General features: G+C 46.0%; 22 protein-coding genes. 18 read left to right on the forward strand and 4 right to left on the reverse strand.

What is annotated here, in order from left to right; genetic code table 11:
- Nucleotides 1-231: 231 nt before the first annotated feature.
- From DW039_RS10190 to der, 5 genes are all read left to right on the forward strand, one after another.
- Nucleotides 232-810, forward strand: coding sequence for a DUF177 domain-containing protein (locus tag DW039_RS10190; protein ID WP_005829530.1), 579 nt, complete (start codon nt 232-234; stop codon nt 808-810).
- 12 nt (nt 811-822) lie between these two features.
- On the forward strand, nt 823-1,008 hold the full coding sequence (rpmF, locus tag DW039_RS10195) for a 50S ribosomal protein L32 (protein ID WP_004288267.1): 186 nt from the start codon (nt 823-825) through the stop codon (nt 1,006-1,008).
- 123 nt (nt 1,009-1,131) lie between these two features.
- The gene (locus DW039_RS10200) at nt 1,132-2,136 is read left to right on the forward strand and encodes a beta-ketoacyl-ACP synthase III (RefSeq protein ID WP_005829534.1); all 1,005 of its coding nucleotides are present in this window, start codon (nt 1,132-1,134) and stop codon (nt 2,134-2,136) included.
- Nucleotides 2,137-2,221: 85 nt separating this feature from the next.
- On the forward strand, nt 2,222-3,103 hold the full coding sequence (era, locus tag DW039_RS10205; RefSeq protein WP_005829536.1) for a GTPase Era: 882 nt from the start codon (nt 2,222-2,224) through the stop codon (nt 3,101-3,103).
- A 49-nt stretch (nt 3,104-3,152) separates the two neighbouring features.
- The gene (gene der, locus DW039_RS10210) at nt 3,153-4,466 is read left to right on the forward strand and encodes a ribosome biogenesis GTPase Der (protein ID WP_005829538.1); all 1,314 of its coding nucleotides are present in this window, start codon (nt 3,153-3,155) and stop codon (nt 4,464-4,466) included.
- A gap of 114 nt (nt 4,467-4,580) precedes the next feature.
- Here der and DW039_RS10215 read toward each other — a convergent pair whose 3' ends face one another.
- Nucleotides 4,581-5,351, reverse strand: coding sequence for an ABC transporter ATP-binding protein (locus DW039_RS10215; RefSeq protein WP_005829539.1), 771 nt, complete (start codon nt 5,349-5,351; stop codon nt 4,581-4,583).
- The gene (locus tag DW039_RS10220) at nt 5,348-6,091 is read right to left on the reverse strand and encodes an ABC transporter permease (protein WP_005829541.1); all 744 of its coding nucleotides are present in this window, start codon (nt 6,089-6,091) and stop codon (nt 5,348-5,350) included. The genes DW039_RS10215 and DW039_RS10220 overlap by 4 nt, the downstream gene beginning before the upstream one ends.
- A 182-nt stretch (nt 6,092-6,273) precedes the next feature.
- Between DW039_RS10220 and lptB the strand changes: the two genes are divergently transcribed.
- On the forward strand, nt 6,274-7,014 hold the full coding sequence (gene lptB / locus DW039_RS10225) for an LPS export ABC transporter ATP-binding protein (protein ID WP_034523256.1): 741 nt from the start codon (nt 6,274-6,276) through the stop codon (nt 7,012-7,014).
- Nucleotides 7,015-7,094: 80 nt separating this feature from the next.
- On the opposite strand, the gene DW039_RS10230 is transcribed toward lptB, so the two are convergent.
- Complete coding sequence (locus DW039_RS10230) at nt 7,095-7,343, reverse strand: RNA-binding protein (protein WP_005829545.1); 249 nt, start codon at nt 7,341-7,343, stop codon at nt 7,095-7,097.
- A gap of 474 nt (nt 7,344-7,817) precedes the next feature.
- On the opposite strand from DW039_RS10230, the gene tig reads away from it, so the two are divergent.
- From tig to DW039_RS10290, 12 genes are all read left to right on the forward strand, one after another.
- Nucleotides 7,818-9,173, forward strand: a complete 1,356-nt coding sequence (tig, locus tag DW039_RS10235; RefSeq protein ID WP_005829551.1) for a trigger factor — start codon at nt 7,818-7,820, stop codon at nt 9,171-9,173.
- Between the two features lie 131 nt (nt 9,174-9,304).
- The gene (clpP, locus tag DW039_RS10240; protein ID WP_005829555.1) at nt 9,305-9,967 is read left to right on the forward strand and encodes an ATP-dependent Clp endopeptidase proteolytic subunit ClpP; all 663 of its coding nucleotides are present in this window, start codon (nt 9,305-9,307) and stop codon (nt 9,965-9,967) included.
- A gap of 2 nt (nt 9,968-9,969) precedes the next feature.
- The gene (clpX, locus tag DW039_RS10245) at nt 9,970-11,214 is read left to right on the forward strand and encodes an ATP-dependent Clp protease ATP-binding subunit ClpX (RefSeq protein ID WP_005829557.1); all 1,245 of its coding nucleotides are present in this window, start codon (nt 9,970-9,972) and stop codon (nt 11,212-11,214) included.
- Nucleotides 11,215-11,388: 174 nt separating this feature from the next.
- Entirely contained in the window at nt 11,389-13,572 is a 2,184-nt protein-coding gene (gene recQ / locus DW039_RS10250) for a DNA helicase RecQ (protein WP_005829559.1), read from the forward strand.
- Nucleotides 13,573-13,675: 103 nt separating this feature from the next.
- Entirely contained in the window at nt 13,676-15,151 is a 1,476-nt protein-coding gene (guaB, locus tag DW039_RS10255; protein ID WP_005829561.1) for an IMP dehydrogenase, read from the forward strand.
- A gap of 89 nt (nt 15,152-15,240) precedes the next feature.
- Nucleotides 15,241-16,803, forward strand: coding sequence for a peptidylprolyl isomerase (locus DW039_RS10260; RefSeq protein ID WP_120381913.1), 1,563 nt, complete (start codon nt 15,241-15,243; stop codon nt 16,801-16,803).
- A gap of 57 nt (nt 16,804-16,860) precedes the next feature.
- Nucleotides 16,861-17,709: a peptidylprolyl isomerase gene (locus DW039_RS10265; protein WP_117703912.1), complete on the forward strand. Its 849-nt coding sequence runs from the start codon at nt 16,861-16,863 to the stop codon at nt 17,707-17,709.
- A 10-nt stretch (nt 17,710-17,719) separates the two neighbouring features.
- A complete protein-coding gene (locus DW039_RS10270) occupies nt 17,720-19,087 on the forward strand; it encodes a peptidylprolyl isomerase (RefSeq protein WP_005829568.1) in 1,368 nt (455 codons plus the stop codon).
- Nucleotides 19,088-19,112: 25 nt separating this feature from the next.
- Nucleotides 19,113-20,834, forward strand: coding sequence for an OstA-like protein (locus DW039_RS10275; protein WP_044468068.1), 1,722 nt, complete (start codon nt 19,113-19,115; stop codon nt 20,832-20,834).
- 4 nt (nt 20,835-20,838) lie between these two features.
- On the forward strand, nt 20,839-21,129 hold the full coding sequence (locus DW039_RS10280) for a hypothetical protein (protein WP_005829571.1): 291 nt from the start codon (nt 20,839-20,841) through the stop codon (nt 21,127-21,129).
- A gap of 39 nt (nt 21,130-21,168) precedes the next feature.
- Nucleotides 21,169-23,085 (forward strand): DNA mismatch repair endonuclease MutL, encoded by a 1,917-nt coding sequence (gene mutL, locus DW039_RS10285; protein WP_117703913.1) that lies wholly within the window; start codon nt 21,169-21,171, stop codon nt 23,083-23,085.
- A gap of 129 nt (nt 23,086-23,214) precedes the next feature.
- Entirely contained in the window at nt 23,215-24,408 is a 1,194-nt protein-coding gene (locus DW039_RS10290; protein WP_044468070.1) for an OmpA family protein, read from the forward strand.
- 133 nt (nt 24,409-24,541) lie between these two features.
- Here DW039_RS10290 and trpS read toward each other — a convergent pair whose 3' ends face one another.
- Entirely contained in the window at nt 24,542-25,636 is a 1,095-nt protein-coding gene (gene trpS / locus DW039_RS10295; protein WP_005829577.1) for a tryptophan--tRNA ligase, read from the reverse strand.
- Between the last annotated feature and the right edge of the window lie 55 nt (nt 25,637-25,691).

Genomic DNA, 25,691 nt, shown 5'->3' on the forward strand with positions numbered 1-25,691 from the left:
CAGAAGAAGCCTCCGTGTCTGATAAGGATACGGAGGCTTTGTTCGTTTTATATCTTTACATATACTTGGATGCCGGCATGGATTGTTCTTGTGTTTTAGGCCATGAGTTTTCTGCTGATTTGTAGTGATATCAGGGTGAAATGAACATAAAAAAATGAATATTTTACTCTAAATACTACATAATGAGGATAATTATTCGTATCTTTGTCGCCCGAATAAACAAAAGAAGCTTTGGGAAAGTTTGATAAATACAAAATAGACCTGAAAGGTATGCAAGCAGATTCATGCAAATATGAGTTTGTGCTAGACAACCTTTTCTTTGCCAATATTGATGGACCGGAAGTGCAGAAGGGTAAAGTCAATGTGGTGTTAGTTGTAAAGAAAACATCTCGTGCTTTCGAATTGAACTTCCAGACAGACGGAATGGTGTGGGTGCCATGTGACCGTTGTTTGGACGATATGGAACAGCTTGTCAGCTCGACAGATAAGCTGCTGGTTAAGTTCGGTCATGAATATGCCGAAGAAGGTGACAATCTCATTGTAATTCCCGAAGAGGAAGGTGAGATTAATGTAGCATGGTTTATGTACGAGTTTGTAGCTTTGGCCATCCCCATGAAGCATGTGCATGCTCCGGGTAAGTGTAACAAGGCAATGACCAGCAAATTGAGTAAGCATATGCGCACTACTCCGGATGATGATATGGCTGAGGACACATTTGCTCCGGAAGAAGAGGTGGAGCTGATGAATGAAGAAGAAACGCAGGTAGACCCGCGTTGGGACGAATTAAAGAAAATATTAGATAACAATTAAAGATTAAAGAAAATGGCACATCCTAAGAGAAGACAGTCAAAAACAAGAACTGCGAAGAGAAGAACTCATGATAAAGCAGTAGCTCCTACACTGGCTATTTGCCCGAATTGTGGTGAGTGGCATGTATATCACACTGTATGTGGTGCATGTGGTTACTATAGAGGTAAGCTTGCAGTTGAAAAGGAAGCTGCCGTATAATTACGGTCAGTTTGACTAAAACTTATACTTGAATATCGGGCGTCTAAAAAGATTTGTAATTTAATAAGCAAACCTTTTTAGACTACCGTTGTTTCAGTAGTTCTATAAGTAAACAAGATTTTAATGGAAAAAATAAATGCAGTAATTACAGGAGTCGGCGGTTATGTACCTGATTACGTCTTGACAAACGACGAAATCTCAAGAATGGTGGATACCAATGACGAATGGATTATGACTCGTATCGGAGTAAAGGAAAGACGTATCCTGAATGAAGAAGGGTTAGGTAGTTCCTATATGGCGCGTAAAGCTGCCAAACAGCTGATGCAACGTACTGGCGCGGATCCGGATGATATAGATCTGGTGATTGTAGCTACTTCCACTCCGGATTATCATTTCCCTTCTACAGCTTCTATTTTATGTGATAAGCTAAGGCTGAAAAATGCATATGCTTTTGACTTGCAGGCAGCCTGCAGCGGATTTCTCTATCTGATGGAGACGGCGGCCAATTTCATCCGTTCTGGAAGATATAAGAAGGTTATCATTGTGGGAGCCGACAAGATGTCGTCAATGGTTGATTATACAGATCGTGCTACTTGTCCTATCTTTGGAGACGGCGCTGCAGCTTTCATGCTCGAGCCGACAACAGAAGATGTAGGTATTATGGATGCTATTCTGAGAACCGACGGCAAAGGTTTGCCTTTCCTGCATATGAAAGCGGGTGGGTCGGTTTGTCCTCCCTCTTATTTTACTGTAGACAACCACATGCATTACATTTATCAGGAAGGACGTACTGTGTTTAAGTATGCCGTATCCAATATGTCGGATGTTAGCGCGGCCATTGCCGAGAAAAACGGTCTGACAAAGGATAGCATTGACTGGGTGATTCCGCACCAGGCCAATCTTCGTATCATTGATGCTGTGGCACATCGTCTGGAAGTTCCTCGTGAGAAAGTACTGATTAATATCGAACGTTACGGCAATACCAGTGCTGCTACGTTGCCTCTTTGCATCTGGGACTTTGAAGATAAGCTGAAGAAAGGCGACAACCTTATTTTCACTGCATTCGGCGCAGGATTTACCTGGGGAGCCGTGTATGTGAAGTGGGGATACGACGGAAAGAAGCAGTAACATACTATTGCTAAATATAATATGATAAAAACGCATCCTATTTCGATTCGATGCGTTTTTTTGTCTCAATTCAAATACTGAAGTCATGCACAAAGCAGGTTTTGTAAATATCGTGGGAAATCCGAATGTGGGCAAATCCACATTGATGAACGTTTTGGTAGGTGAGCGCATTTCTATCGCCACTTTCAAGGCGCAGACCACCCGTCATCGGATTATGGGCATCTATAATACGGATGACATGCAAATTGTGTTTTCGGACACTCCGGGTGTATTGAAGCCAAACTATAAGTTACAGGAGTCCATGCTGAATTTCTCCACTTCGGCATTGACGGATGCGGATGTGTTGCTGTATGTGACAGATGTGGTTGAGACTCCCGACAAGCATAATGACTTTGTGGAGAAAGTGGGACACTTGGACGTTCCGGTATTGCTGCTTATCAATAAGATTGATTTAAGCAACCAGGAAAAGCTGGTGGAACTGGTGGAAGCATGGAAGGAATTGCTGCCGAAGGCGGAAATTATTCCTATCTCTGCTACTTCGAAATTTAATGTGGATTATGTCATGAAGCGGGTGAAGGAGCTGTTGCCCGACTCTCCTCCCTATTTCGACAAGGACCAGTGGACGGACAAGCCGGCGCGTTTCTTCGTGACCGAAATAATCCGTGAGAAAATTCTGTTGTACTACGATAAGGAAATCCCTTATTCGGTGGAGGTGATGGTAGAACAGTTTAAGGAGGAGGCAAAGAAGATTCATATCAGTGCCGTAATCTATGTGGAGCGTGATTCGCAAAAAGGTATTATCATAGGCAAGCAGGGGAAGGCTTTGAAGAAAGTGGCTACTGAAGCGCGCCGTGATTTGGAGAGGTTTTTCGGGAAAACGATATTCCTGGAGACGTTTGTGAAAGTTGATAAGGATTGGCGGAGTTCGGACAAGGAACTGCGTAATTTTGGTTATCAGCTGGATTAAGAGTTATTCATACGACTGTGACAGTCGCAAAAAACAAAGAGTGTGAACTATGGGAAATTTAGTTGCAATCGTAGGACGTCCCAATGTGGGAAAGTCTACATTATTTAACCGTCTGACCAAGACACGTCAGGCAATTGTGAATGAGGAAGCGGGAACCACCCGTGACCGCCAATATGGAAAGACCGAATGGTTGGGACGTGAGTTCTCCGTGGTAGATACCGGCGGTTGGGTAGTGAACTCTGATGATATTTTCGAAGAAGAGATTCGTAAGCAGGTATTGATGGCGGTGGACGAAGCCGACGTGATACTGTTCGTGGTGGATGTGATGAACGGGGTTACGGACCTCGACGAGCAGGTAGCTGCCATCTTGCGTCGTGCCAAGAAGCCTGTGTTGCTGGTTGCCAATAAGACTGATAATCATGAACTGCAATACAATGCCCCTGAGTTCTATAGCTTGGGTTTGGGTGACCCTTATTGTATTTCTGCTGTAACGGGTAGCGGTACGGGCGATATGATGGACCTTATCGTCAGCAAGTTCAAGAAGGAATCTGATGAAATTCTGGACGAGGATATTCCCCGCTTTGCAGTAGTGGGACGCCCTAATGCCGGAAAGTCTTCCATAGTCAATGCCTTTATTGGAGAAGACCGCAACATCGTGACGGAGATTGCCGGTACCACGCGCGATTCTATCTATACCCGCTACAATAAATTCGGTTTTGATTTCTACCTGGTAGATACGGCGGGTATCCGTAAGAAGAACAAGGTGAATGAGGATTTGGAGTACTACTCCGTAATCCGTTCCATTCGTTCCATTGAGAATGCAGATGTATGTATTTTGATGGTAGACGCTACGCGTGGCATCGAAAGCCAGGATTTGAATATCTTCTCCTTGATACAGAAGAATGCCAAGGGGCTGGTGGTTGTGGTGAACAAGTGGGACTTGGTGAAGGACAAGACTGTGAAGGTGATGAAGACTTTCGAAGATGCTATCCGCAACCGTTTCGCTCCGTTTGTGGATTTTCCTATCATCTTTGCTTCGGCACTGACCAAACAGCGTATTCTGAAGGTATTGGAAGAGGCGCGTGATGTGTACGAAAATCGTATGACGCGTATTCCGACAGCTCGTTTGAACGAGGAAATGCTGCCGCTTATCGAGGCGTATCCACCCCCTTCAATTAAGGGTAAGTATATCAAGATAAAGTATATTACGCAGTTGCCCAATACCCAGGTGCCGTCATTTGTTTATTTTGCAAATCTTCCACAATATGTGAAAGAGCCTTACAGACGATTCCTGGAAAATAAGATGCGTGAGAAATGGAAGTTGACCGGAACTCCGATAAATATCTATATCCGGCAGAAGTAAAATATATCGTGATGATATAGTCGATTCTATTAACTGGTTTTATGAAGAGAAAGCGTCCGGAACATAGCTTCCGGACGCTTTCTTATGTAATAGGTTAGAAAATGAGGTGTGGTTTTATCCTTCAAGGTTCTGTATCTCCACTTCTTTGACTTTCCGGAATAGGTCAGATGCAAATATGAAACTGTTCAACCGCTCGTTGGTGGAAGTGAAGATATCGTCTTTATTGCCTTCCCATTCTTTGTGTCCTTCGTAAATATAGATGATTTTTTCTCCGATACCCATTACAGAGTTCATGTCATGAGTGTTGATGAGAGTAGTCATATTGTATTCTCGGGTTATATCTTGTATCAGTTCGTCGATGACAAGCGAGGTCTTGGGGTCAAGTCCTGAATTCGGCTCGTCACAGAACAAGTATTGCGGGTTTAGGGCAATGGCACGGGCAATGGCTACGCGTTTCTGCATACCGCCGCTGATTTCTCCGGGAAATTTGTCTTTGGCTTCAATCAGGTTTACACGCTCCAGGCAGAACATGGCACGACGAGTCCGGTCGCGCAGGGTATCGTTGCTGAACATGTTCAGTGGAAACATCACGTTGTCCAGTACCGTCATGGAATCGAACAGCGCGGCACTTTGGAAAATCATTCCCATTTCCCGGCGGAGCGCTTTCTTTTCCTTCTTTCCCATGGCGAGGAAGTTGCGGTGGTCATACAACAATTCTCCTTTGTCCGGTGTCAGCAGACCCACGATACATTTCATGAGTACGGTTTTTCCCGAACCGCTCTGCCCTATGATCAGGTTGGTCTTTCCATTCTCGAAAGTGGCATTGATATCTTTCAGTACCTCTTTTTCTTCAAATGATTTGCAAAGTCCTTTCAGTTCAATCATCCCATTAAAAGTTGAGTTAATATTAGGTCGGCGAATAAGATAAGTACGCTGCTGCATACTACGGAGTCGGTGGACGCCTTGCCCACTTCGATGGAACCGCCTTCGACGGTGTAACCGAAGAATGCCGATACGCTGGCAATGATAAAGGCAAAGAACAGCGACTTGATGATGCCGCACCAAATAAACCATTCGACAAACATGTACTGCAAGCCGTATTCCAAATCTACTGCCGACATGATACCGCCGAACCAGCAAGTACAGAAGGCACCTATGATACCGGCGAATATACTGAACGTCACCATCAGTGGAATGGTTGTCACCATAGCGGCAATTTTCGGTAGGATGAGATAGTTGGCAGAATTGACACCCATAATTTCAAGGGCGTCTATCTGCTGGGTGACTCGCATGGTGCCCAGCTCCGAGGCGATGTTTGACCCGACCTTTCCTGCCAGAATCAGACACATGATGGAGGAGGAGAATTCCAGCAGCATGATTTCTCGGGTTACATATCCCACTGTCCATCGAGGCATGAAAGGACTCTCGATGTTCAACTTTATCTGTATGGTGATTACAGCTCCGATGAAGAACGATATCAGCAATACGATGCCGATAGAGTTCACGCCGAGCTGTTCCAACTCGTTGACATATTGGCGGAAAAACATACGCATACGTTCGGGACGGGCAAATACGCGTCCCATCAGTATGATATATCGTCCCACTGTCTTAAGTGCTTTAAACATAACATATAAGTATTTGAATGCAAATGTACACTATTTCGGCTTATTTTTGCTACATTTGCGGCGAAAACCTTTAGAGTATGGAAGAAGAAAAAGGCATAAAGGACAATGTAGAGGAAGTTAAGGAAAATCTGCAGGCTGGACCAAGCTTGACTGCCGGGGCAGAGCCACGGGAGGAAGGTAGCATGGTGCTGCGTACGGAGGATTTGGTGAAAAAGTACGGAAAGCGTACGGTGGTGAGCCATGTGTCCATTGATGTGAAGCAAGGAGAAATTGTCGGTTTGCTGGGACCGAATGGTGCTGGTAAGACAACTTCGTTTTATATGACCGTAGGGCTGATTACTCCCAATGAGGGACGTATCTTCTTGAATGATTTGGATATAACGAAATATCCGGTATACAAGCGTGCGCAGACGGGTATCGGTTATTTGGCGCAGGAGGCTTCCGTGTTCCGTCAAATGAGTGTGGAAGACAATATTGCATCTGTACTGGAAATGACTGACAAGCCTTTGGAGTATCAGAAAGACAAGCTGGAGAGCCTGATTGCAGAGTTCCGCTTGCAGAAGGTAAGGAAGAACAAGGGTAACCAGTTATCAGGTGGCGAGCGGCGCCGTACAGAAATTGCCCGTTGTCTGGCCATTGACCCCAAATTTATTATGTTGGACGAGCCTTTTGCTGGTGTAGACCCGATTGCAGTGGAGGATATTCAGCAGATTGTGTGGAAGTTGAAAGATAGGAATATCGGCATTTTGATTACTGACCACAATGTGCAGGAGACGCTGAGCATTACCGATCGTGCTTATCTGCTATTTGAAGGAAAAATTCTGTTCCAGGGTACGCCGGAAGAGTTGGCCGAGAATAAGATTGTACGTGAAAAGTACCTGAGTAATAGCTTCGTACTTCGTCGCAAGGATTTTATGAAGTAATCCCGGATACTGTCGATTGATAGAAATAAAAAAGACCACTCATTCAGTGGCCTTTTTTATTTCTCCTTAAATCTCTATGATTAATATTTTGGAGGTCTTGCTTCTTTCACTACCATTTGGCGGCCGAAGAATTCAGCACCGTCTAGTTCGGCAATAGCTTTAGCTGCAGCAGCGTCATCTTCCATTTCTACAAAAGCGATGCCTCTGAAACGTCCGGTGGTGCGGTCATTGATAAATTTTACAGAAGATACTGTGCCGTAATCTTCCATTGCCTTCTGCAGGTCACTCTCCTTAACGCGGTAGTTAAGGTTTCCAACATAAATGTTCATAATGAAATTGATAAAATAAATATAATGAATAAAACTCTCTTGGAAGGAAGGCTGAATAATAAATGGATTACAACGACAGAGAGTTTACAAAAGCGTTCTTGAAAACGGAAGTAAAAACCATGTAATGGAAATCGAAAAACTAATGCGCCATCATTCCGCGACAAAGAAACGCATAAAATTCGGATAAACAATGTTTTTCCTTAATTATTTTTGTAGATTGTCGTGCCTTCGGGCAACTCCCATTTCTCTTCATAGAAACTGGACGGTTCGGTTTATCATCGTCTTTTCCCTGAGTATCTTTCCCATAAACGTCCTCCGTTGTCAGTCCGATGGTTGGGCTCTTCTACCGCTCTATCCAAGAATTAAACTGAAATAAATCGGCAATGTTCTTTTGATAATTGAAAGAATAACGCTAATTTTGCACGCCCATTTGAGATATGGAACAAAGTATAAATCAAATAAATAATTGTCAGAATGAACGTTTCATTACAAAACATTGACAAAGTAAGCGCACTGCTTACTGTAAAGCTTGAGAAAGCAGATTATCAGGAAAAAGTAGACAAATCATTGAAGAGCTTCCGTCAGAAGGCACAGATTCCCGGTTTCCGTAAGGGAATGGTTCCTATGAGCTTAGTTAAGAAAATGTATGGTAAGTCTGCATTGGCTGAAGAGGTGAACAAGCTGCTTTCAGAAACAGTATATAAGTATATCCAGGACAATAAGGTAAATATATTGGGCGAGCCTTTGCCCAACGAAGACAAGCAGCAGGAAATTGATTTCGATACTATGGAAGAGTTCGAATTCTTGTTTGATATTGCTTTGGCTCCGGAATTTAAAGCTGAAGTCAGTGCAAAAGATAAGGTAGATTACTATACTATTGAAGTTACAGACGAAATGGTGGATAACCAGGTCAAGGCTTACACTCAACGTAACGGCAAGTATGACAAGGTAGACGTTTACGAGGACAATGACATGCTGAAAGGTTTGCTTGCTGAACTGGATGAAGAAGGTAATACCAAAGAGGGTGGTATTCAGGTGGAAGGTGCTGTAATGATGCCTTCGTACATGAAAAATGATGAACAGAAAGCTATCTTTGCCGGTGCAAAAGTGAACGATGTGCTTGTATTCAATCCGAATACTGCTTGGGACGGAAATGCTGCCGAATTGTCTTCTTTATTGAAGATTGACAAGGAAGCTGCTCCCGAAGTAAAATCCAATTTCAGCTTCCAGGTAGAAGAAATCACACGTTTCGTTCCGGGTGACTTGACTCAGGAAATTTTCGACCAGGTATTTGGCGAAGGTAATGTGAAAACGGAAGAGGAATTCCGTGCCAAAGTGAAGGAAGTTATTGCCAACCAGTTCGTGGCAGACAGTGACTATAAGTTCTTGATTGACGCACGTAAGATGCTGACAGAGAAAGTAGGCAAGCTGGAATTCCCGGATGCATTACTGAAGCGCATTATGCGTCTGAACAATCCTGACAAGGAAGAAAGCTTTGTAGAGGACAACTATGACAAGAGCATCGAAGAGCTGACTTGGCACCTGATTAAAGAACAGCTGGTGAAAGCCAATGATATCAAGGTTGAGCAGGAAGACATCACAAACATGGCTAAGGAAGCTACCCGCGCACAGTTTGCACAATATGGTATGATGAGTGTGCCTGAAGAAATCCTGGAAAACTACTCAAAGGAAATGCTTAAGAAGAAAGAGAGCATAGAAGGCTTGGTTAATCGTGTGGTTGAATCTAAATTGGCTACAGCATTGAAGTCTCAGGTGGAACTGGAGCATAAGAACGTTTCTGCTGAAGAGTTCAATAAGATGTTTGCATAAGAGTAATGTGAGCCTACGGCTAAAATTTATAAAGAAACACAGAGTTTGACAAACTATAACTCTGTGTTTTTTTGTGTCTCTGTGTTCTTTTTTGTTTCTTTGTATCCTTATAAATTAAAAAATAGAAAGAAATGGATGATTTTAGAAAATACGCTACCAAGCATCTTGGTATGAACAGTTTGGTGCTGGACGATGTGATTAAATCACAAGCCGGCTATTTGAATCCCTATATCCTCGAGGAACGCCAGCTCAATGTAACGCAGTTGGACGTGTTTTCCCGTCTGATGATGGACCGCATCATTTTCCTCGGTACGCAGGTTGATGACTATACAGCCAATACTTTGCAGGCTCAGTTGCTTTATCTGGATTCGGTGGATCCGGGCAAGGATATTTCCATCTATATCAATTCGCCGGGCGGTTCGGTATATGCCGGTCTGGGTATTTATGATACCATGCAGTTCATCAGTAGTGATGTGGCTACCATCTGTACTGGAATGGCGGCAAGCATGGCAGCCGTATTGCTGGTTGCCGGTGCCGAAGGCAAACGCTCCGCATTGACCCACTCCCGCGTGATGATACACCAGCCGATGGGAGGTGCCCAGGGGCAGGCCTCGGATATTGAAATCACGGCACGTGAAATCCAGAAGTTGAAGAAAGAACTTTATACCATTATCGCCGACCACTCCCACACTCCCTTTGACAAGGTATGGGCAGATTCTGACCGTGACTACTGGATGACAGCCCAGGAAGCCAAAGAATATGGTATGGTAGATGAGGTTTTGATTAAAAAATAAATATGGCAGATTCAAGAAAGAATAAAAATAGATGCAGTTTTTGCGGTCGCACCGAAGATGAAGTCGGATTTCTCATAACGGGGATGAATGGCTATATCTGCGACAGTTGCGCCACCCAGGCTTATGAGATTACTCAGGAGGCTTTGGGGGCTGGCAAGAAGGCAAGTGCCACGAAGCTGAATCTGAAAGAACTTCCTAAACCCGTAGAAATAAAGAAGTTCCTCGATCAATATGTCATTGGTCAGGACGATGCCAAGCGTTTCTTGTCTGTGTCGGTGTACAACCATTACAAACGTCTGCTCCAGAAGGACGGCGGTGATGATGTGGAGATTGAAAAATCGAACATCATCATGGTAGGCAGTACCGGTACGGGAAAGACGTTATTGGCGCGTACTATCGCAAAGTTGCTGCATGTTCCTTTTACTATTGTAGATGCAACAGTTCTGACAGAGGCAGGTTATGTGGGTGAGGACATTGAAAGCATTTTGACACGTCTGCTCCAGGTGGCGGATTATAACGTGCCCGAGGCAGAGCAAGGTATCGTGTTTATTGATGAGATAGACAAAATAGCGCGCAAGGGTGATAATCCTTCCATAACCCGTGATGTGAGTGGTGAAGGCGTGCAGCAGGGATTGCTGAAACTGCTGGAAGGTTCTGTGGTGAATGTGCCTCCCCAGGGTGGGCGCAAGCATCCCGACCAGAAAATGATTCCGGTCAATACCAAGAATATTCTGTTCATTTGCGGTGGGGCTTTCGATGGCATTGAAAAGAAAATTGCCCAGCGGCTGAATACGCACGTTGTCGGGTATAGCGCTGTACGCAATACGGCAACCATTGATAAGAGCAACATGATGCAGTACATTGCTCCGCAGGATTTGAAGTCGTTCGGACTGATTCCCGAGATTATCGGCCGCCTTCCGGTGCTGACTTATCTGAATCCGTTGGACCGTGCGGCATTGCGCTCCATTCTTACGGAACCGAAGAATTCCATCATCAAGCAATACATCAAACTGTTTGAGATGGACAATGTGAAGCTGACGTTTGAAGATGCTGTATTTGAATATATCGTGGATAAAGCGGTAGAATATAAGTTGGGAGCCCGCGGCTTGCGTTCCATTGTGGAGACAATTATGATGGATGCCATGTTCGAAATTCCGTCAGAACAGAAGGACAATTTTGTTGTGACGTTGGACTACGCCAAGCGCCAGCTTGAAAAGGCAAATATAGCACGACTGCAAAGTGCTTAAGAATCAGATGGTAATACGGGGTAAAACCGACTATTTTACTTTTTATTGAAAAATATTCGATGGATTATGCTTGAAATTTAAGAAGTTGTTTATAACTTTGTTAGGGTTCTTTGTGAAAACAAGGCGGAGTACCACTATTAAAAGTTAACTCAATAAACAACAACCTAATGAATCATGGCAGGGAAGAAGATTAATTTGATAGACCAGCTGAAGAAATACTTCGGGTTCGATACATTTAAAGGAAATCAGGAAGCAATCATAGAGAATCTGTTGGCGGGTAATGATACATTCGTGTTGATGCCTACCGGTGGTGGAAAATCTTTGTGCTACCAACTGCCGTCCTTGTTGATGGAGGGCACGGGTATCGTGATTTCTCCTCTGATTGCCTTGATGAAGAATCAGGTCGATGCGATGCGTAACTTCAGCGAAGAGGATGGGATAGCCCACTTCATCAATTCTTCCCTAAACAAGAGCGCGATAGACCAGGTCCGGTCCGACATACTCAGTGGTAAGACAAAGCTGTTGTATGTAGCTCCGGAATCACTGACGAAGGAAGAGAATGTGGAGTTTCTGAAAACGGTGAAGATTTCGTTCTATGCCGTGGACGAAGCCCATTGTATTTCTGAATGGGGTCATGACTTCCGTCCTGAGTATCGCCGCATCCGTCCCATTATCAATGAAATAGGAAAAGCCCCTCTGATAGCGTTGACTGCGACGGCTACACCGAAAGTGCAGCATGACATCCAGAAGAATCTGGGTATGGTGGATGCGCAGGTGTTCAAGTCATCGTTCAACCGCCCGAATCTCTATTATGAGGTACGCCCCAAGACTGCAAATGTAGACCGGGACATCATCAAGTTCATTAAGAACAATCCCGAAAAGTCAGGCATTATCTATTGCCTGAGCCGGAAGAAAGTGGAGGAACTTGCTGAAATCCTGCAGGCAAACGGAATCAATGCCCGTGCCTATCATGCCGGAATGGATTCGGCTACACGAACACAGAACCAGGATGATTTCCTGATGGAAAAAATTGATGTGATTGTAGCTACCATTGCTTTTGGTATGGGTATTGACAAACCGGATGTGCGTTATGTTATCCATTATGATATTCCCAAAAGTCTGGAAGGATATTACCAGGAGACCGGACGTGCCGGAAGAGATGGAGGAGAAGGGCAGTGTATTACTTTCTATACCAATAAAGACTTGCAGAAGCTCGAGAAGTTTATGCAAGGCAAACCTGTAGCAGAGCAGGAAATTGGCAAGCAGCTTCTGCTGGAGACTGCTGCGTATGCCGAATCTTCCGTATGCCGCCGAAAAGCATTGCTTCATTACTTCGGCGAAGAATATATAGAAGAAAATTGTGGTAATTGTGACAATTGTTTAAATCCGAAAAAACAAGTGGAAGCTCAAGAATTATTGTGTACCGTGATTGAAGCTATTCTCGCGGTGAAAGAAAATTTTAAAGCGGACTATATTATAGACATAATACAAGGTAAGGAAACTTCAGAAGTGCAGGCGCATCTGCATGAAGATCTCGAAGTGTTCGGCTCTGGTATGGGCGAAGAAGACAAAACGTGGAATGCTGTGATCCGTCAGGCACTTATTGCCGGTTACCTGAGTAAGGATGTCGAAAACTATGGCTTGCTGAAAGTGACAGATGACGGTAAGAAGTTCCTTAAACATCCCAAATCATTCAAAATAGTGGAAGACAATGACTTTGAGGATGTGGAAGAGGAAGCACCTGCACGTGGAGGCGGTGCGTGTGCGGTAGACCCGGCATTGTACTCCATGTTGAAGGACTTACGAAAGAAGTTGTCCAAGAAGTTGGAAGTGCCTCCTTATGTCATTTTCCAAGACCCGTCTTTGGAAGCGATGGCGACCATATATCCGGTGACTTTGGACGAGTTGCAGAACATACCGGGTGTAGGAGCCGGAAAGGCAAAACGCTACGGCGAGGAATTCTGTAAACTCATTAAGCGGCACTGTGAGGAGAATGAGATTGAACGTCCCGAGGACTTGCGTGTGCGTACTGTGGCCAATAAGTCAAAAATGAAGGTGGCCATCATTCAGGCCATTGACCGTAAGGTGGCATTGGATGACATTGCCATGTCAAAGGGCATTGAGTTTGAAGAGCTGCTGGATGAGATAGAAGCTATCGTCTACTCCGGAACGAAATTGAATATCGACTATTTCTTGGAGGATATTATGGATGAAGACCACTTGCTGGATATCTATGATTATTTCAAGGAATCTACCACTGATAAGATTGACGATGCTCTGGATGAGTTGGGTGATGACTTTACGGAAGAAGAGGTACGTTTGGTACGCATCAAGTTTATTTCAGAGATGGCAAACTGATTGGTTTTAGTTGATAAAAAAGAAAAAAAATGTTGCGTGCAAGTATACGGAATGGAATAAAAACCGTATATTTGCACGCAATAAATTTTAAACGCATAGCCCTATGTCATTTATTGCTGATAAGATTGTAATGGATGGATTAACTTATGACGACGTACTGTTAATCCCCGCTTATTCTGAAGTCTTGCCCAAAACAGTCGAACTCTCGACTAAGTTTTCACGAAACATTGAGTTAAAAATCCCGTTTGTAACTGCTGCCATGGATACGGTTACCGAAGCGAAGATGGCTATTGCCATTGCCCGCGAAGGTGGTATCGGAGTTATTCATAAGAATATGTCCATTGAGGAGCAGGCACGTCAGGTAGCTATTGTGAAGCGTGCCGAAAACGGTATGATTTATGACCCGGTGACTATCAAGAGAGGTTCTACGGTAGCTGATGCGCTGGCTTTGATGGCTGAATACAAGATTGGTGGTATTCCGGTGGTAGATGATGAAAGATATTTGGTAGGCATTGTTACCAATCGTGACCTTCGTTTTGAGAAAGATATGAATAAGCGTATCGATGAGGTAATGACTAAGGAGAACATCATTACTACCAATCCTACGACGGATATGGAGGCTGTTTCTCAAATTCTGCAAGAACATAGAATCGAGAAGTTGCCGGTAGTAGATAAAGACAACAAATTGGTAGGTCTGATTACCTATAAGGATATTACCAAGGCAAAGGATAAACCTATGGCGTGCAAGGATAGCAAAGGTCGTCTGCGCGTTGCTGCCGGAGTGGGAGTGACGAATGACACTTTGGAGCGCATGCGGGCTTTGGTGGATGCAGGGGCGGATGCCATTGTCATTGATACGGCTCACGGACATTCCAAGGGGGTTATTGAAAAATTGAAAGAAGCCAAGGCTAACTTCCCTCATATTGATATTGTTGTTGGTAATATTGCTACCGGTGAAGCTGCGAAGGCATTGGTCGAGGCTGGTGCTGATGGAGTAAAGGTGGGCATCGGTCCGGGTTCCATCTGCACTACCCGTGTAGTTGCCGGTGTGGGTGTTCCTCAGTTGTCTGCGGTTTATGATGTGGCAAAGGCACTGAAGGGCACGGGTATTCCTTTGATTGCCGATGGCGGTTTGCGTTACTCGGGTGACGTAGTGAAGGCGTTGGCTGCCGGTGGTTACAGCGTGATGATCGGTTCGCTGGTTGCCGGAACGGAAGAGTCTCCGGGCGATACGATTATTTTCAACGGTCGTAAGTTCAAGTCCTATCGGGGTATGGGGTCGCTGGAAGCTATGGAAAATGGTTCCAAGGACCGCTACTTCCAAAGCGGTACCAGTGACGTGAAGAAATTGGTTCCAGAGGGCATTGCTGCCCGCGTTCCTTATAAAGGTACTTTGTATGAAGTTATTTATCAGTTGGTTGGCGGTCTGCGTGCCGGTATGGGCTATTGCGGTGCAGCCAATATAGAGAAACTGCACGATGCTAAGTTTACCCGCATTACTAATGCAGGTGTACTCGAAAGCCATCCGCATGATGTATCTATAACCAGTGAGGCACCGAACTATAGCCGTCCAGAGTAAGATAATAACAAAATAATAGTGAATGCCCGGAGAGAGATTGCCGCTTTCCGGGCATTTTGTTTATATTTGCAGCCGTATAAAAAGAACGGATGGTGCTTATGGTTAGATTGTTTTGGGTGTTTTTCTTCCTCGGGTTCGGATTGGCTGTTTCGGCCCAGGACGATCCGGTACTGATGCGTATCAATGGAAAGGAGGTCCTCCGTTCTGAATTCGAACGTAGCTATAATAAGGGCGGTACCTCTGTCGGTGCAGGCCGGAAGGCATTGGATGCATATGTGAATAAGTTTATAGACTTCAGGCTGAAAATAGAGGCTGCCGAAGTTGCGGGATTGGATACTTCCCGTGTCTTCCAGAAGGAGCAGGATGAGTATCGCCGCTGTCTGATTAAATCATACTTGACAGATGAGGAGACGGCAGAGCAGGAGGCACGGCAGTATTATGACAAGATGAAATCCGGCCGGCGTGCGGGCCGGGTATATGTGAAGCATATTTTTAAATATCTCCCCCAGAATATTTCCGGTCATACCTTACGTGAGATGGAGTCCAGGATGGATTCTATCTACAGGGCTCTTGCAAAGGAAGGGGGAGCTGTGCCGTCTTTCGATGCTTGCGTCGAGCAATTTTCCGATGAGAAGAAAGCATTTTGGGTGGGTTGGCTGCAGATGCCGGTGGAGTTTGAGGATATTGTATTCGGGTTGAATGCCGGAGAGATTTCCCGTCCGTTCCTCACTCCTCAAGGCATTCATATCGTGAAAGTACTCGAACAGCAGGAAATCCTTCCTTTTGAGAGGATGAAGGACAAGATAATCCGTTGTCAAACCCGTCGTCATGGAATGGATAAAGGAACGCGGGCTTTTGTGGATAAACTGAAGAAAGAATATCACTATATGCCGGATAAAGCCGGTATCGACGAACTGCTGGCCAAAGGAAGCACTTCTCGTGTATTGTTTACACTGGATGGCAAGGCATACGGTGGAAAAGAGTTTGCCGGATTTGCCGCTGTTTATCCGGCAGGGACGCGCAGACAGTTGGAGGCTTTTACAGTAAAAACGATTCTGGACTATGAAAACTCCCGTCTGGAATTGAAGCATCCCGAATTCTGTGCGTTGGTGCAGGGGCATCGTGACAGCATGTTGCTTGCCGAAATCACTGACCGTGAAGTGGGAAAGAGGAGTGTGGTGGATGAAGCGGGATTGAAAGCATATTTTGAGGCGCACCGTTCGGACTTCCATTGGGACGAACCGCGTTATAAGGGTATTGTGCTGCATTGTACTACCAAGCGGGTGGCGAAGCAAGTACGGAAATTTCTGAAACAGATTCCGGAAGAGGAGTGGATGGATGCCATCCGTCTCACCTTCAATGCCGGCGATACTCCCAAGGTGCAGGCAGAGCAAGGATTATTTGCCCCCGGTGATAATGTATATGTGGATGATTTGGTGTTCAAAGGGAAGGATGCAACCCCGGTTTTGTCATTTCCCTTTACTGCTGTACAAGGTCGTAAGCAGAAGGGACCGGATAGTTGGCAAGAGGTGCGAGAGCCGCTCGTAACCGCTTATCGGAACTATTTGGAAACGCATTGGGTGGCAAAGTTGCGTGCTGCCGGTAAGGTTGAAATTGACCAAGAGGTTTTAAAAACCGTTAATAATCACTGATGCAACCGATTAAAACACTATCTTCGTACCTCAAAACGAAGTAAATATCAGTTGGTGATGCGAACAACCTGCTTTGGGCTTTTAATTTTCCTTCTCTGTGCGGCGTGCAGCGAGCAGCACGACCATAAAGGGCGGACACCGTTAGTGGAGTTGGACGGCAATTTCCTTTACCGGGAAGATTTGCAATCGGTACTTCCTGCCGGTTTGTCCAAAGACGACAGTCTGTTGTTTGCAGAACATTATATCCGTAATTGGGTGGAAGATATTTTGCTGTACGATAAAGCGCAGAGCAATATTCCCAATAACGGTGAGATTGATAAACTTGTGGAGAATTATCGCAAAGCATTGATAATGCATACCTATCAGCAGGCTTTAATACATCAGCGGCTATCAGAGGAGATTTCAGAACAAGACTTGACGGAGTATTACGAGAAGAACCAGGCGCTCTTCAAGGTGGAACGTCCGTTGATGAAAGGCTTGTTCATCAAAGTTCCTTTGACAGCCCCGCAGCTGGGCAATGTCCGTCGCTGGTACAAGACGGAAACCCGTGAGGCGGTGGAACATCTGGAAAAGTACAGTCTGCAGAATGCTGTGAAGTATGAGTATTTTTATGATAAATGGGTGCCGGTATCGGAAGTGCTGGATATGCTGCCCTTGAAGGTTCCTAATGTGGACGAGTATCTGGACAAGAATCGCCATGTAGAGCTGAAGGATACGGCTTTCCATTATTTCCTGAATGTGAGCGATTATCGCCCGGTGGGAGAGCAGGAACCCTATGAGTTTGCCCGTAGGCAAGTGAAGGATATGCTGCTGAACGTGAAGCAGGTGGAATTCATGAAGCAAGTGAAGGATGATTTGTACCAACGGGCGGTGAAAAGAGACAAGATTAAATATTATTTAGAATAAGACACCAAGAATGAAACAGTGTATGAACTTTAAGTTTGTAATTTTATTTGCCTTGACGCTATTAGTCGGTTCTACCGTTTATGGACAAGACAACGTAATTGACGAGGTAGTGTGGGTAGTAGGTGACGAGGCTATACTGAAGTCCGAAGTGGAAGAAGCACGCATGAGTGCATTGTATGAAGGACGCAAATTTGACCGTGACCCTTATTGCGTGATACCGGAGGAGATAGCCGTGCAGAAGCTGTATCTTCACCAGGCTGCCCTCGACAGTATCGAAGTATCCGAGAGTGAGGTTATCCAGCGTGTGGACTATATGACGAACATGTACATCGCCAACATCGGTTCGCGCGAGAAAATGGAGGAATACTTCAACAAGACTTCCAGTCAGATTCGTGAAACGCTGCGCGAGAATGCCCGTGAAGGATTGAAGGTTCAGAAGATGCAGCAGAAACTGGTGGGTGAGATTAAGATAACTCCGGCTGAGGTGCGCCGTTACTTCAAGGATTTGCCGCAGGACAGCATTCCTTATATCCCTACCCAGGTGGAGGTGCAGATTATCACTCAGCAGCCTAAGGTTCCTTTGGAGGAAATAGAAGATGTAAAGAGGCGTCTGCGTGAGTATACCGACCGTGTCAATAAGGGCGAAAGCTTTTCCATGTTGGCTCGTCTGTACTCCGAGGACCGTGGCTCGGCCATGCGTGGCGGTGAAATAGAGTTTTCGGGACGCGGTATGCTGGACCCCGCTTATGCCAATGTAGCTTTCAACTTACAAGACCCCAGCAAGGTTTCCAAGATTGTAGAGTCTGAATATGGTTTCCATATCATTCAGTTGATAGAGAAGCGCGGTGACCGTATTAAAACGCGCCACATTCTGTTGAAACCGCATATTCCGGAAGAAGCTCTGGCTGCCGGTTGTGCCCGTTTGGATTCTATTGCCGATGATATCCGCAATAACAAGTTCTCTTTTGAAGAGGCTGCCTCAGTGCTTTCGCAGGATAAGGATACGCGTAACAATCATGGTTTGTTGCCGAATCCCAATACGAATACTTCCCGTTTTGAGATGCAGGAACTTCCCCCTGAAATAGCCAAGGTGGTGGATAAGATGAAAGTGGGCGAAATCTCCGAAGCCTTCACCATGATTCCGCAAAAGACCGGAAAAGAAGAGTGTGTGATTGTGAAACTGAAGAGCCGTACGACGGGACACAAGGCTACCATTGCCGATGACTATCAGAACTTGAAAGAGATTGTGTTGGAGAAACGCCGCGACGAAGTGCTGGACAAGTGGATTCGTGAGAAGCAGAAGCACACGTATGTCCGTATCAAGGATAATTGGAAGAATAACTGTACGTTCAAGTATCCGGGCTGGATCAAAGAATAATCCGGAAGGATTTACATGGATTTGTATGCAAAAGAAGAATACAAAAAATCATTTCCTGAACAAGCATAGATACCTCCTGGTAGGCATTCTATGCTTGTTTGGCATCTGTCTGCTGAGTGCGCAGGACAAAAAGAAGAGTACTGGTGCACCGGAGAAGAGGAAAGTGGACTCGATTGAACAGAAAAAGACGGAGACGTCGGAAAAGAAGAAGACGCGCGTCGATTTGTTGTACGCAGATGAGGCGCAGGCAGACAAACAGTTGCGTCCTGATGTGCAGGTACTCATCGGTTCGGTGAGGATGAAGCATGACAGTATGTACATGTTCTGTGATAGTGCGCTGATATTCGAAAAGATAAATTCTGTGGAGGCATTCGGCAATGTGCGTATGGAGCAGGGTGACACCTTGTTTATCTATGGAGACTATCTGTATTATGACGGCATGTCGCAGCTGGCCATGCTGCGTGAGAATGTACGTATGATAAATCGTAATACGGTGCTGACAACCGACAGTTTGAACTATGACCGTCTGTACGATTTGGGTTATTACTTCGAAGGCGGTACGCTGACCGACGAGGATAATGTGCTGACTTCCGAGTGGGGAGAATATAGCCCTGCCACCAAGTTGGCTGTCTTCAACCACGACGTGAAGCTGGTCAACCCGAAGTTTGTCTTGACTTCGGATACCTTGAAGTATAGTACAGCTACCAAGATTGCTACCATTCTAGGTCCCTCCGACATTGTGAGTGATCAAAATCATATTTATTCCGAACGTGGCGTGTACAATACGACTACTGAGCAGGCAGAACTGCTCGACCGTTCCGTACTGACCAACGACGGCAAGAAATTGACCGGTGACAGCCTTTTCTACGACCGCATCTTGGGATACGGTGAGGCTTTTGACAATGTACAGATGAATGATACGGTCAACCGGAACATGTTGACTGGCGACTACTGTTTCTACAACGAACTGACCGGAAGCGCCGTTGCCACCAAACGTGCCGTAGCTATCGACTATTCGCAGGGCGACAGTCTGTTTATGCACGGTGATACTTTGCGGCTGATTACCTACCATATGAATACCGATTCCATGTACCGGGAGATGCGTGCCTATCATAAGGTGCGTGCTTATCGCACGGATGTGCAGGCCGTATGCGATTCGTTGGTGTATAATTCCAAGGACTCTTGCATGACGATGTACACCGACCCTATCTTGTGGCACGGGGAACAACAGTTGTTGGGCGAGGAAATTAAAATTTACATGAACGATAGTACCATCGACTGGGCACATATCATCAATCAGGCCCTGACGGTAGAGAAAAAGGACAGTATTCACTATAACCAAGTTTCCGGTAAGGAGATGAAAGCTTTCTTCATAGATGGAGACATGCGTCTGGTGGAGGTAAACGGCAATGTACTGGTGGTGTATTATCCGGTAGAGGAGAAGGACAGTTCGCTGATTATGATGAACTATTCGGAAGGTGGACTTTTGAAAATGTACTTGAAGGAGAGAAGAATGGAGCGCGGAGTCTTTGTTGGAAAGACTACCGGTACAGCCTATCCTCTGGACCAGATTCCACCAGATAAGAGCAAGCTGCCTTCTTTTGTCTGGTTCGACTACATCCGTCCGCTCAACAAGGAGGACATCTTCGAGTGGAGGGCTAAAAAAGCAGGTGAAGTATTGAAGAAAAGTGACCGGAAACCTGTAACTTCGCCAAGGAATATGCATATTAAACGAAATAATAAGTAGCGTCATGGGAATGTTTGCAATGCGGAAGCCTCGTGGCTTCAATCATAGCTATATCTATGTGGATGAGCGGAAAGAGAAGTTGGCGAAGATGGAAGAAAACGCCAAGCGTGACCTGGGTATGCTGCCGGAAAAGGAATTCTCGCCCGAGGATATACGGGGCAAATTCATAGAAGGAACAACTCACCTGAAGCGGCGCAAGGAGAGCGGACGTAAGCCGATGCATTTGGGCATAATCCTTGTTGTCATAGCTGTGCTGATTTATCTGTGGTATGCTATCAGTAACGGAATCATATAATAATGATTAATCATTAATCCCTAATCATTAAACATTATCATGAGCGATATCATTCATTTGCTGCCCGATTCGGTTGCCAATCAGATTGCTGCCGGAGAGGTGATTCAGCGTCCGGCATCTGTTGTGAAAGAATTGGTGGAAAATGCAATTGATGCCGAAGCAGGGGAAATACATGTGCTGATTACCGATGCGGGCAAGACCTGCATTCAGGTGATTGATGATGGGAAGGGTATGTCCGAAACGGATGCGCGCCTTTCTTTTGAACGTCATGCGACTTCAAAGATACGCGAGGCTGCCGATTTGTTTGCCCTACGCACCATGGGCTTCCGTGGAGAGGCGTTGGCTTCTATAGCAGCGGTAGCTGAAGTGGAGTTGAAAACACGTCCGGTCAGCGAGGAGCTGGGGACGCGGCTGCTGATTGCCGGCTCTAAAGTCGAGAGCCAGGAAGCCGTTTCCTGCCCTAAGGGAAGCAATTTTTCCATCAAGAACCTATTCTTCAATATTCCTGCCCGGCGTAAATTCCTGAAAGCCAACTCTACGGAGTTGAGCAATATCCTTACGGAATTCGAGCGTATAGCGCTGGTGCATCCTGAGGTAGCCTTCTATCTGTATAGTAATGATACGGAATTGTTCAATCTTCCGGTAATGCCTTTGCGGCAACGCATCATGGCAGTCTTCGGAAAGAAGCTGAATCAGCAGTTGCTGTCCGTAGACGTCAATACGACGATGATAAAGATTTCCGGTTTTGTAGCCAAGCCGGAAACGTCCCGCAAGAAAGGAGCGCACCAATACTTTTTTGTGAACGGGCGCTATATGCGTCACCCCTATTTCCACAAAGCGGTGATGGATGCTTATGAACAGCTGATTCCTGCCGGTGAGCAAATCTCCTACTTTATTTATTTCGAGGTAGACCCTGCCAATATCGATGTGAACATCCATCCGACGAAGACGGAGATTAAGTTCGAGAATGAGCAGGCTATCTGGCAGATTCTGTCGGCTGCGGTCAAGGAATCCTTAGGTAAGTTTAGCGCTATACCTACTATCGATTTTGATACCGAGGACATGCCGGATATTCCTGCATTCGAGCAGGCTCGTCCGATAGAGCCTCCGAAGGTACACTATAACACGGATTTCAATCCCTTCAAGACGTCTTCCGCTTCTTCCTATGGAGGTGGTGGCAATTATTCGCGTCCCAAAGTGGAGTGGGAGGGGCTTTATTCCGGTTTGGAAAAAGCCAGCAGGATGAACGAGCCGATGGAGGAAGAACCTTTTGCAGAGGATACGGTTACCGGTACGGCTCCAAGAGAGGAGGAGAGGGTTCCTTATTTCCAGGAAACGGTTCCTTCCGGGGCAAGCGCCTCTTTCTATGGCAATGAGGCAACGGTAGAGAAAGGAGCGCAACACTTCCAGTTCAAGGGGCGTTTTATTCTGACTTCCGTTAAATCGGGTCTGATGCTGATAGACCAGCATCGGGCGCATGTCCGGGTATTGTTCGACCGCTATATGAGTCAGATTCGACAGAAACAAGGGGTATCGCAGGGGGTATTGTTTCCGGAGATTATCCAGTTGCCGGCTTCGGAAGCTGCCGTGCTGGACGGTATATTGGAAGATTTGTCGGCAGTAGGCTTCGATTTGAGCCCGCTGGGTGGCGGTAGCTATGCCATCAACGGCATACCTTCGGGCATAGAGGGGTTGAACCCGGTGGAATTGGTCCGGAATATGGTACATACTGCTATGGAAAAAGGGAATGACGTTAAGGAAGAGGTGCAGACAATTCTTGCATCGACCTTGGCACGTGCTGCGGCCATCGTCTATGGACAAGTGCTGAGCAACGAGGAAATGTCCAATCTCGTGGACAATCTGTTTGCATGCCCATCCCCGAATTATACTCCGGACGGAAAGACGGTGCTGGCGACCATTAAAGAAGACGACATAGAAAAGCTTTTCTCCAAATAAGGAAGAGTACTTTCTTTTGCATCAAGGCAAAAAAAGTACAAATATTCAGAACCTTTTAGTTCTGTTGGCGTTAATTAGACAGTTTGAATGATAAAGAGTTTAATTAACCACTTAACTATTTTAAGGTATATGAAAAAGATTCTAATGTTACTGGCTTTAGCTGGTGTGTCTTCTGTTGCCATGGCGCAGCAAAAGACTGAAGTTGTGGAAGAATTTGGTGTTATCCAGGTTCAGGATAAATATCAGGTAATCACTAATCCGTTCTGGAGTAATTGGTTTTTCTCTATAGGCGGTGGTGCCGAAGCAACTTTTGGAGATAATGATAAGGCAGGAAGTTTTGGCAAGCGTATCAGTCCGACGCTGAATTTTGCCATCGGCAAATGGTTCACCCCGGGACTGGGAGTACGTCTGCAATATAGCGGCCTTCAGGCAAGAGGATATACGTATGATGCAGGTGCTGACTACGTGAAAGGCACTCAGATGGATGACGGCTACTACAAACAGCGTTTCGACTATATGAATCTGCACGGAGATGTGATGTTCAATCTGAATGCGCTGTTTGGAGGATACAACCAGCACCGTGTGTATGAAATCATTCCTTATGTAGGTGCTGGCTTCACTCACAACTACACAAAGCCTCACCGCGAAGCTCTGTCTGTAAACGCGGGTATCATCAATCGCTTCCGTATTTCGAATGCGATAGATATTAACCTGGAGCTGAGCGCAATGGGTGTTGAAGATAAGTTCGATGGCGAAGTTGGCGGCGATCATGGATATGATGGCGTGCTGAGTGCAACGGTAGGGTTGACATACCGTTTCCCCGCCCGTGGATTCCGTCGCCCGATGCCTCAGTTGATTTCTCAGGTAGAGCTGGATGCCATGCAGGCACAGCTTGCAGAGATGGGAGCTGCCAACCAGCAGCTGCAGAATGCATTGGTGGCTGCACAGAACCAGCCGGTGGCCGAAGTTACGGAAACCGAAGTGATTGTTCCCGATCCGGATATAGCACCGCGTACCGTATTCTTCAATATCGGTTCTGCCGAAGTCTCTCCACGTGAAGCAATGAACTTGTCTTATCTGGCAGACCAGATGAAACAGTTCCCGAACGCCACTTACACTGTAAACGGATATGCAGACTCTGCAACCGGTACGCCGGTATTCAACAAAGAGTTGAGTTTGAAGCGTGCACAAGCCGTGGTCGATGTATTGGTAAAACAATACGGAATTCCTGCTGACCGCCTGAAGGTGGATGCCGGTGGTGGTGTCGATAAGTTCGGACAGCCGATTCTGAACCGTGTGGTATTGGTGAAATCAGCCAATTAGAAAGCTACAAGCTACAAGGAGTTACGAGTTATAGAAATGAGAAGGGGCATGCGTTATTATGACGCATGCCCCTCATTTTTTGTAACCAGTAACTTGTAACAGGCAGCTCCTTGTAACTCGTATCTCCTATCCCTTATTCTCCGCCGAATTTCTTTACTTGCTCTGCAATCAGTTCCGCATCATCAAAGTAGTTTATTTTCATTGCCTTGCGTACATCGTCCAAAGTTGCAGCGGCAGTTTCCCTGGCAGTTTCGCAACCTTTCTTCAGCATGTCGTAGATGGCGGGGATGTCTTTCTCGAACTCCTTGCGGCGGTTGCGGATAGGCTCCAGTGTCTCCTGCATAATTTCGTTGAGGAACTTCTTCACTTTCATATCGCCTAGACCACCGCGCTGATAGTGGGCTTTCAGTTCGTCCAGATTCGGATATTCGGGCAGATAAAGGCCGAAGTGTTCCGGACGGCAAAAGGCATCCAGGTAAGTGAATACGGTGTTGCCTTCCAATTTTCCGGGGTCTTGTACACGCAGGTGGTCGGGGTCGGTATACATGCTCTTCACTTTCTTCTGCACCTCGTCGGCAGAGTCCGAAAGATAGATACAGTTGCCGAGGCTCTTGCTCATCTTGGCTTTGCCGTCCGTTCCCGGCAGGCGCAGGCAGGCTGCATTGTCGGGCAACAGGATTTCCGGTTCCACGAGGGTTTCACCATATATATAGTTGAAACGGCGTACGATTTCACGAGCTTGTTCAATCATCGGCTCCTGGTCTTCGCCCACGGGCACGGTAGTGGCGCGGAAGGCGGTAATGTCCGCTGCCTGGCTGATGGGGTAGGTGAAGAAACCTACGGGGATGCTTGTCTCGAAATTACGCATCTGGATTTCGGTCTTTACCGTCGGGTTGCGTTGCAGGCGGCTCACGGTCACCAGGTCCATATAGTAGAAGGTCAGTTCGCAGAGTTCCGGTATCTGGGATTGGATGAAGATGGTACTCTTCGTCGGGTCCAGTCCGCAAGCCAGGTAGTCCAGTGCCACCTCGATGACGTTCTGGCGCACCTTTTCCGGATTCTCCATATTGTCCGTCAGCGCTTGTGCGTCGGCGATGAAGATGAAAATCTTGTCGTACAAGCCGGAGTTTTGCAGTTCCACTCTTCTTCTCAATGAGCCTACATAGTGTCCTATGTGCAGGCGTCCTGTGGGGCGGTCGCCCGTAAGGATGATTTTTTCTTTTGCCATATTATGTATTTTTTAGTTTCTTCATTGTATAAAAGCCATTAGGACCGGCAAAGAT

Origin of the sequence: Bacteroides sp. AF39-16AC, from assembly GCF_003602735.1 — a bacterium.
Classification (GTDB): Bacteria; Bacteroidota; Bacteroidia; order Bacteroidales; family Bacteroidaceae; genus Bacteroides; species Bacteroides uniformis.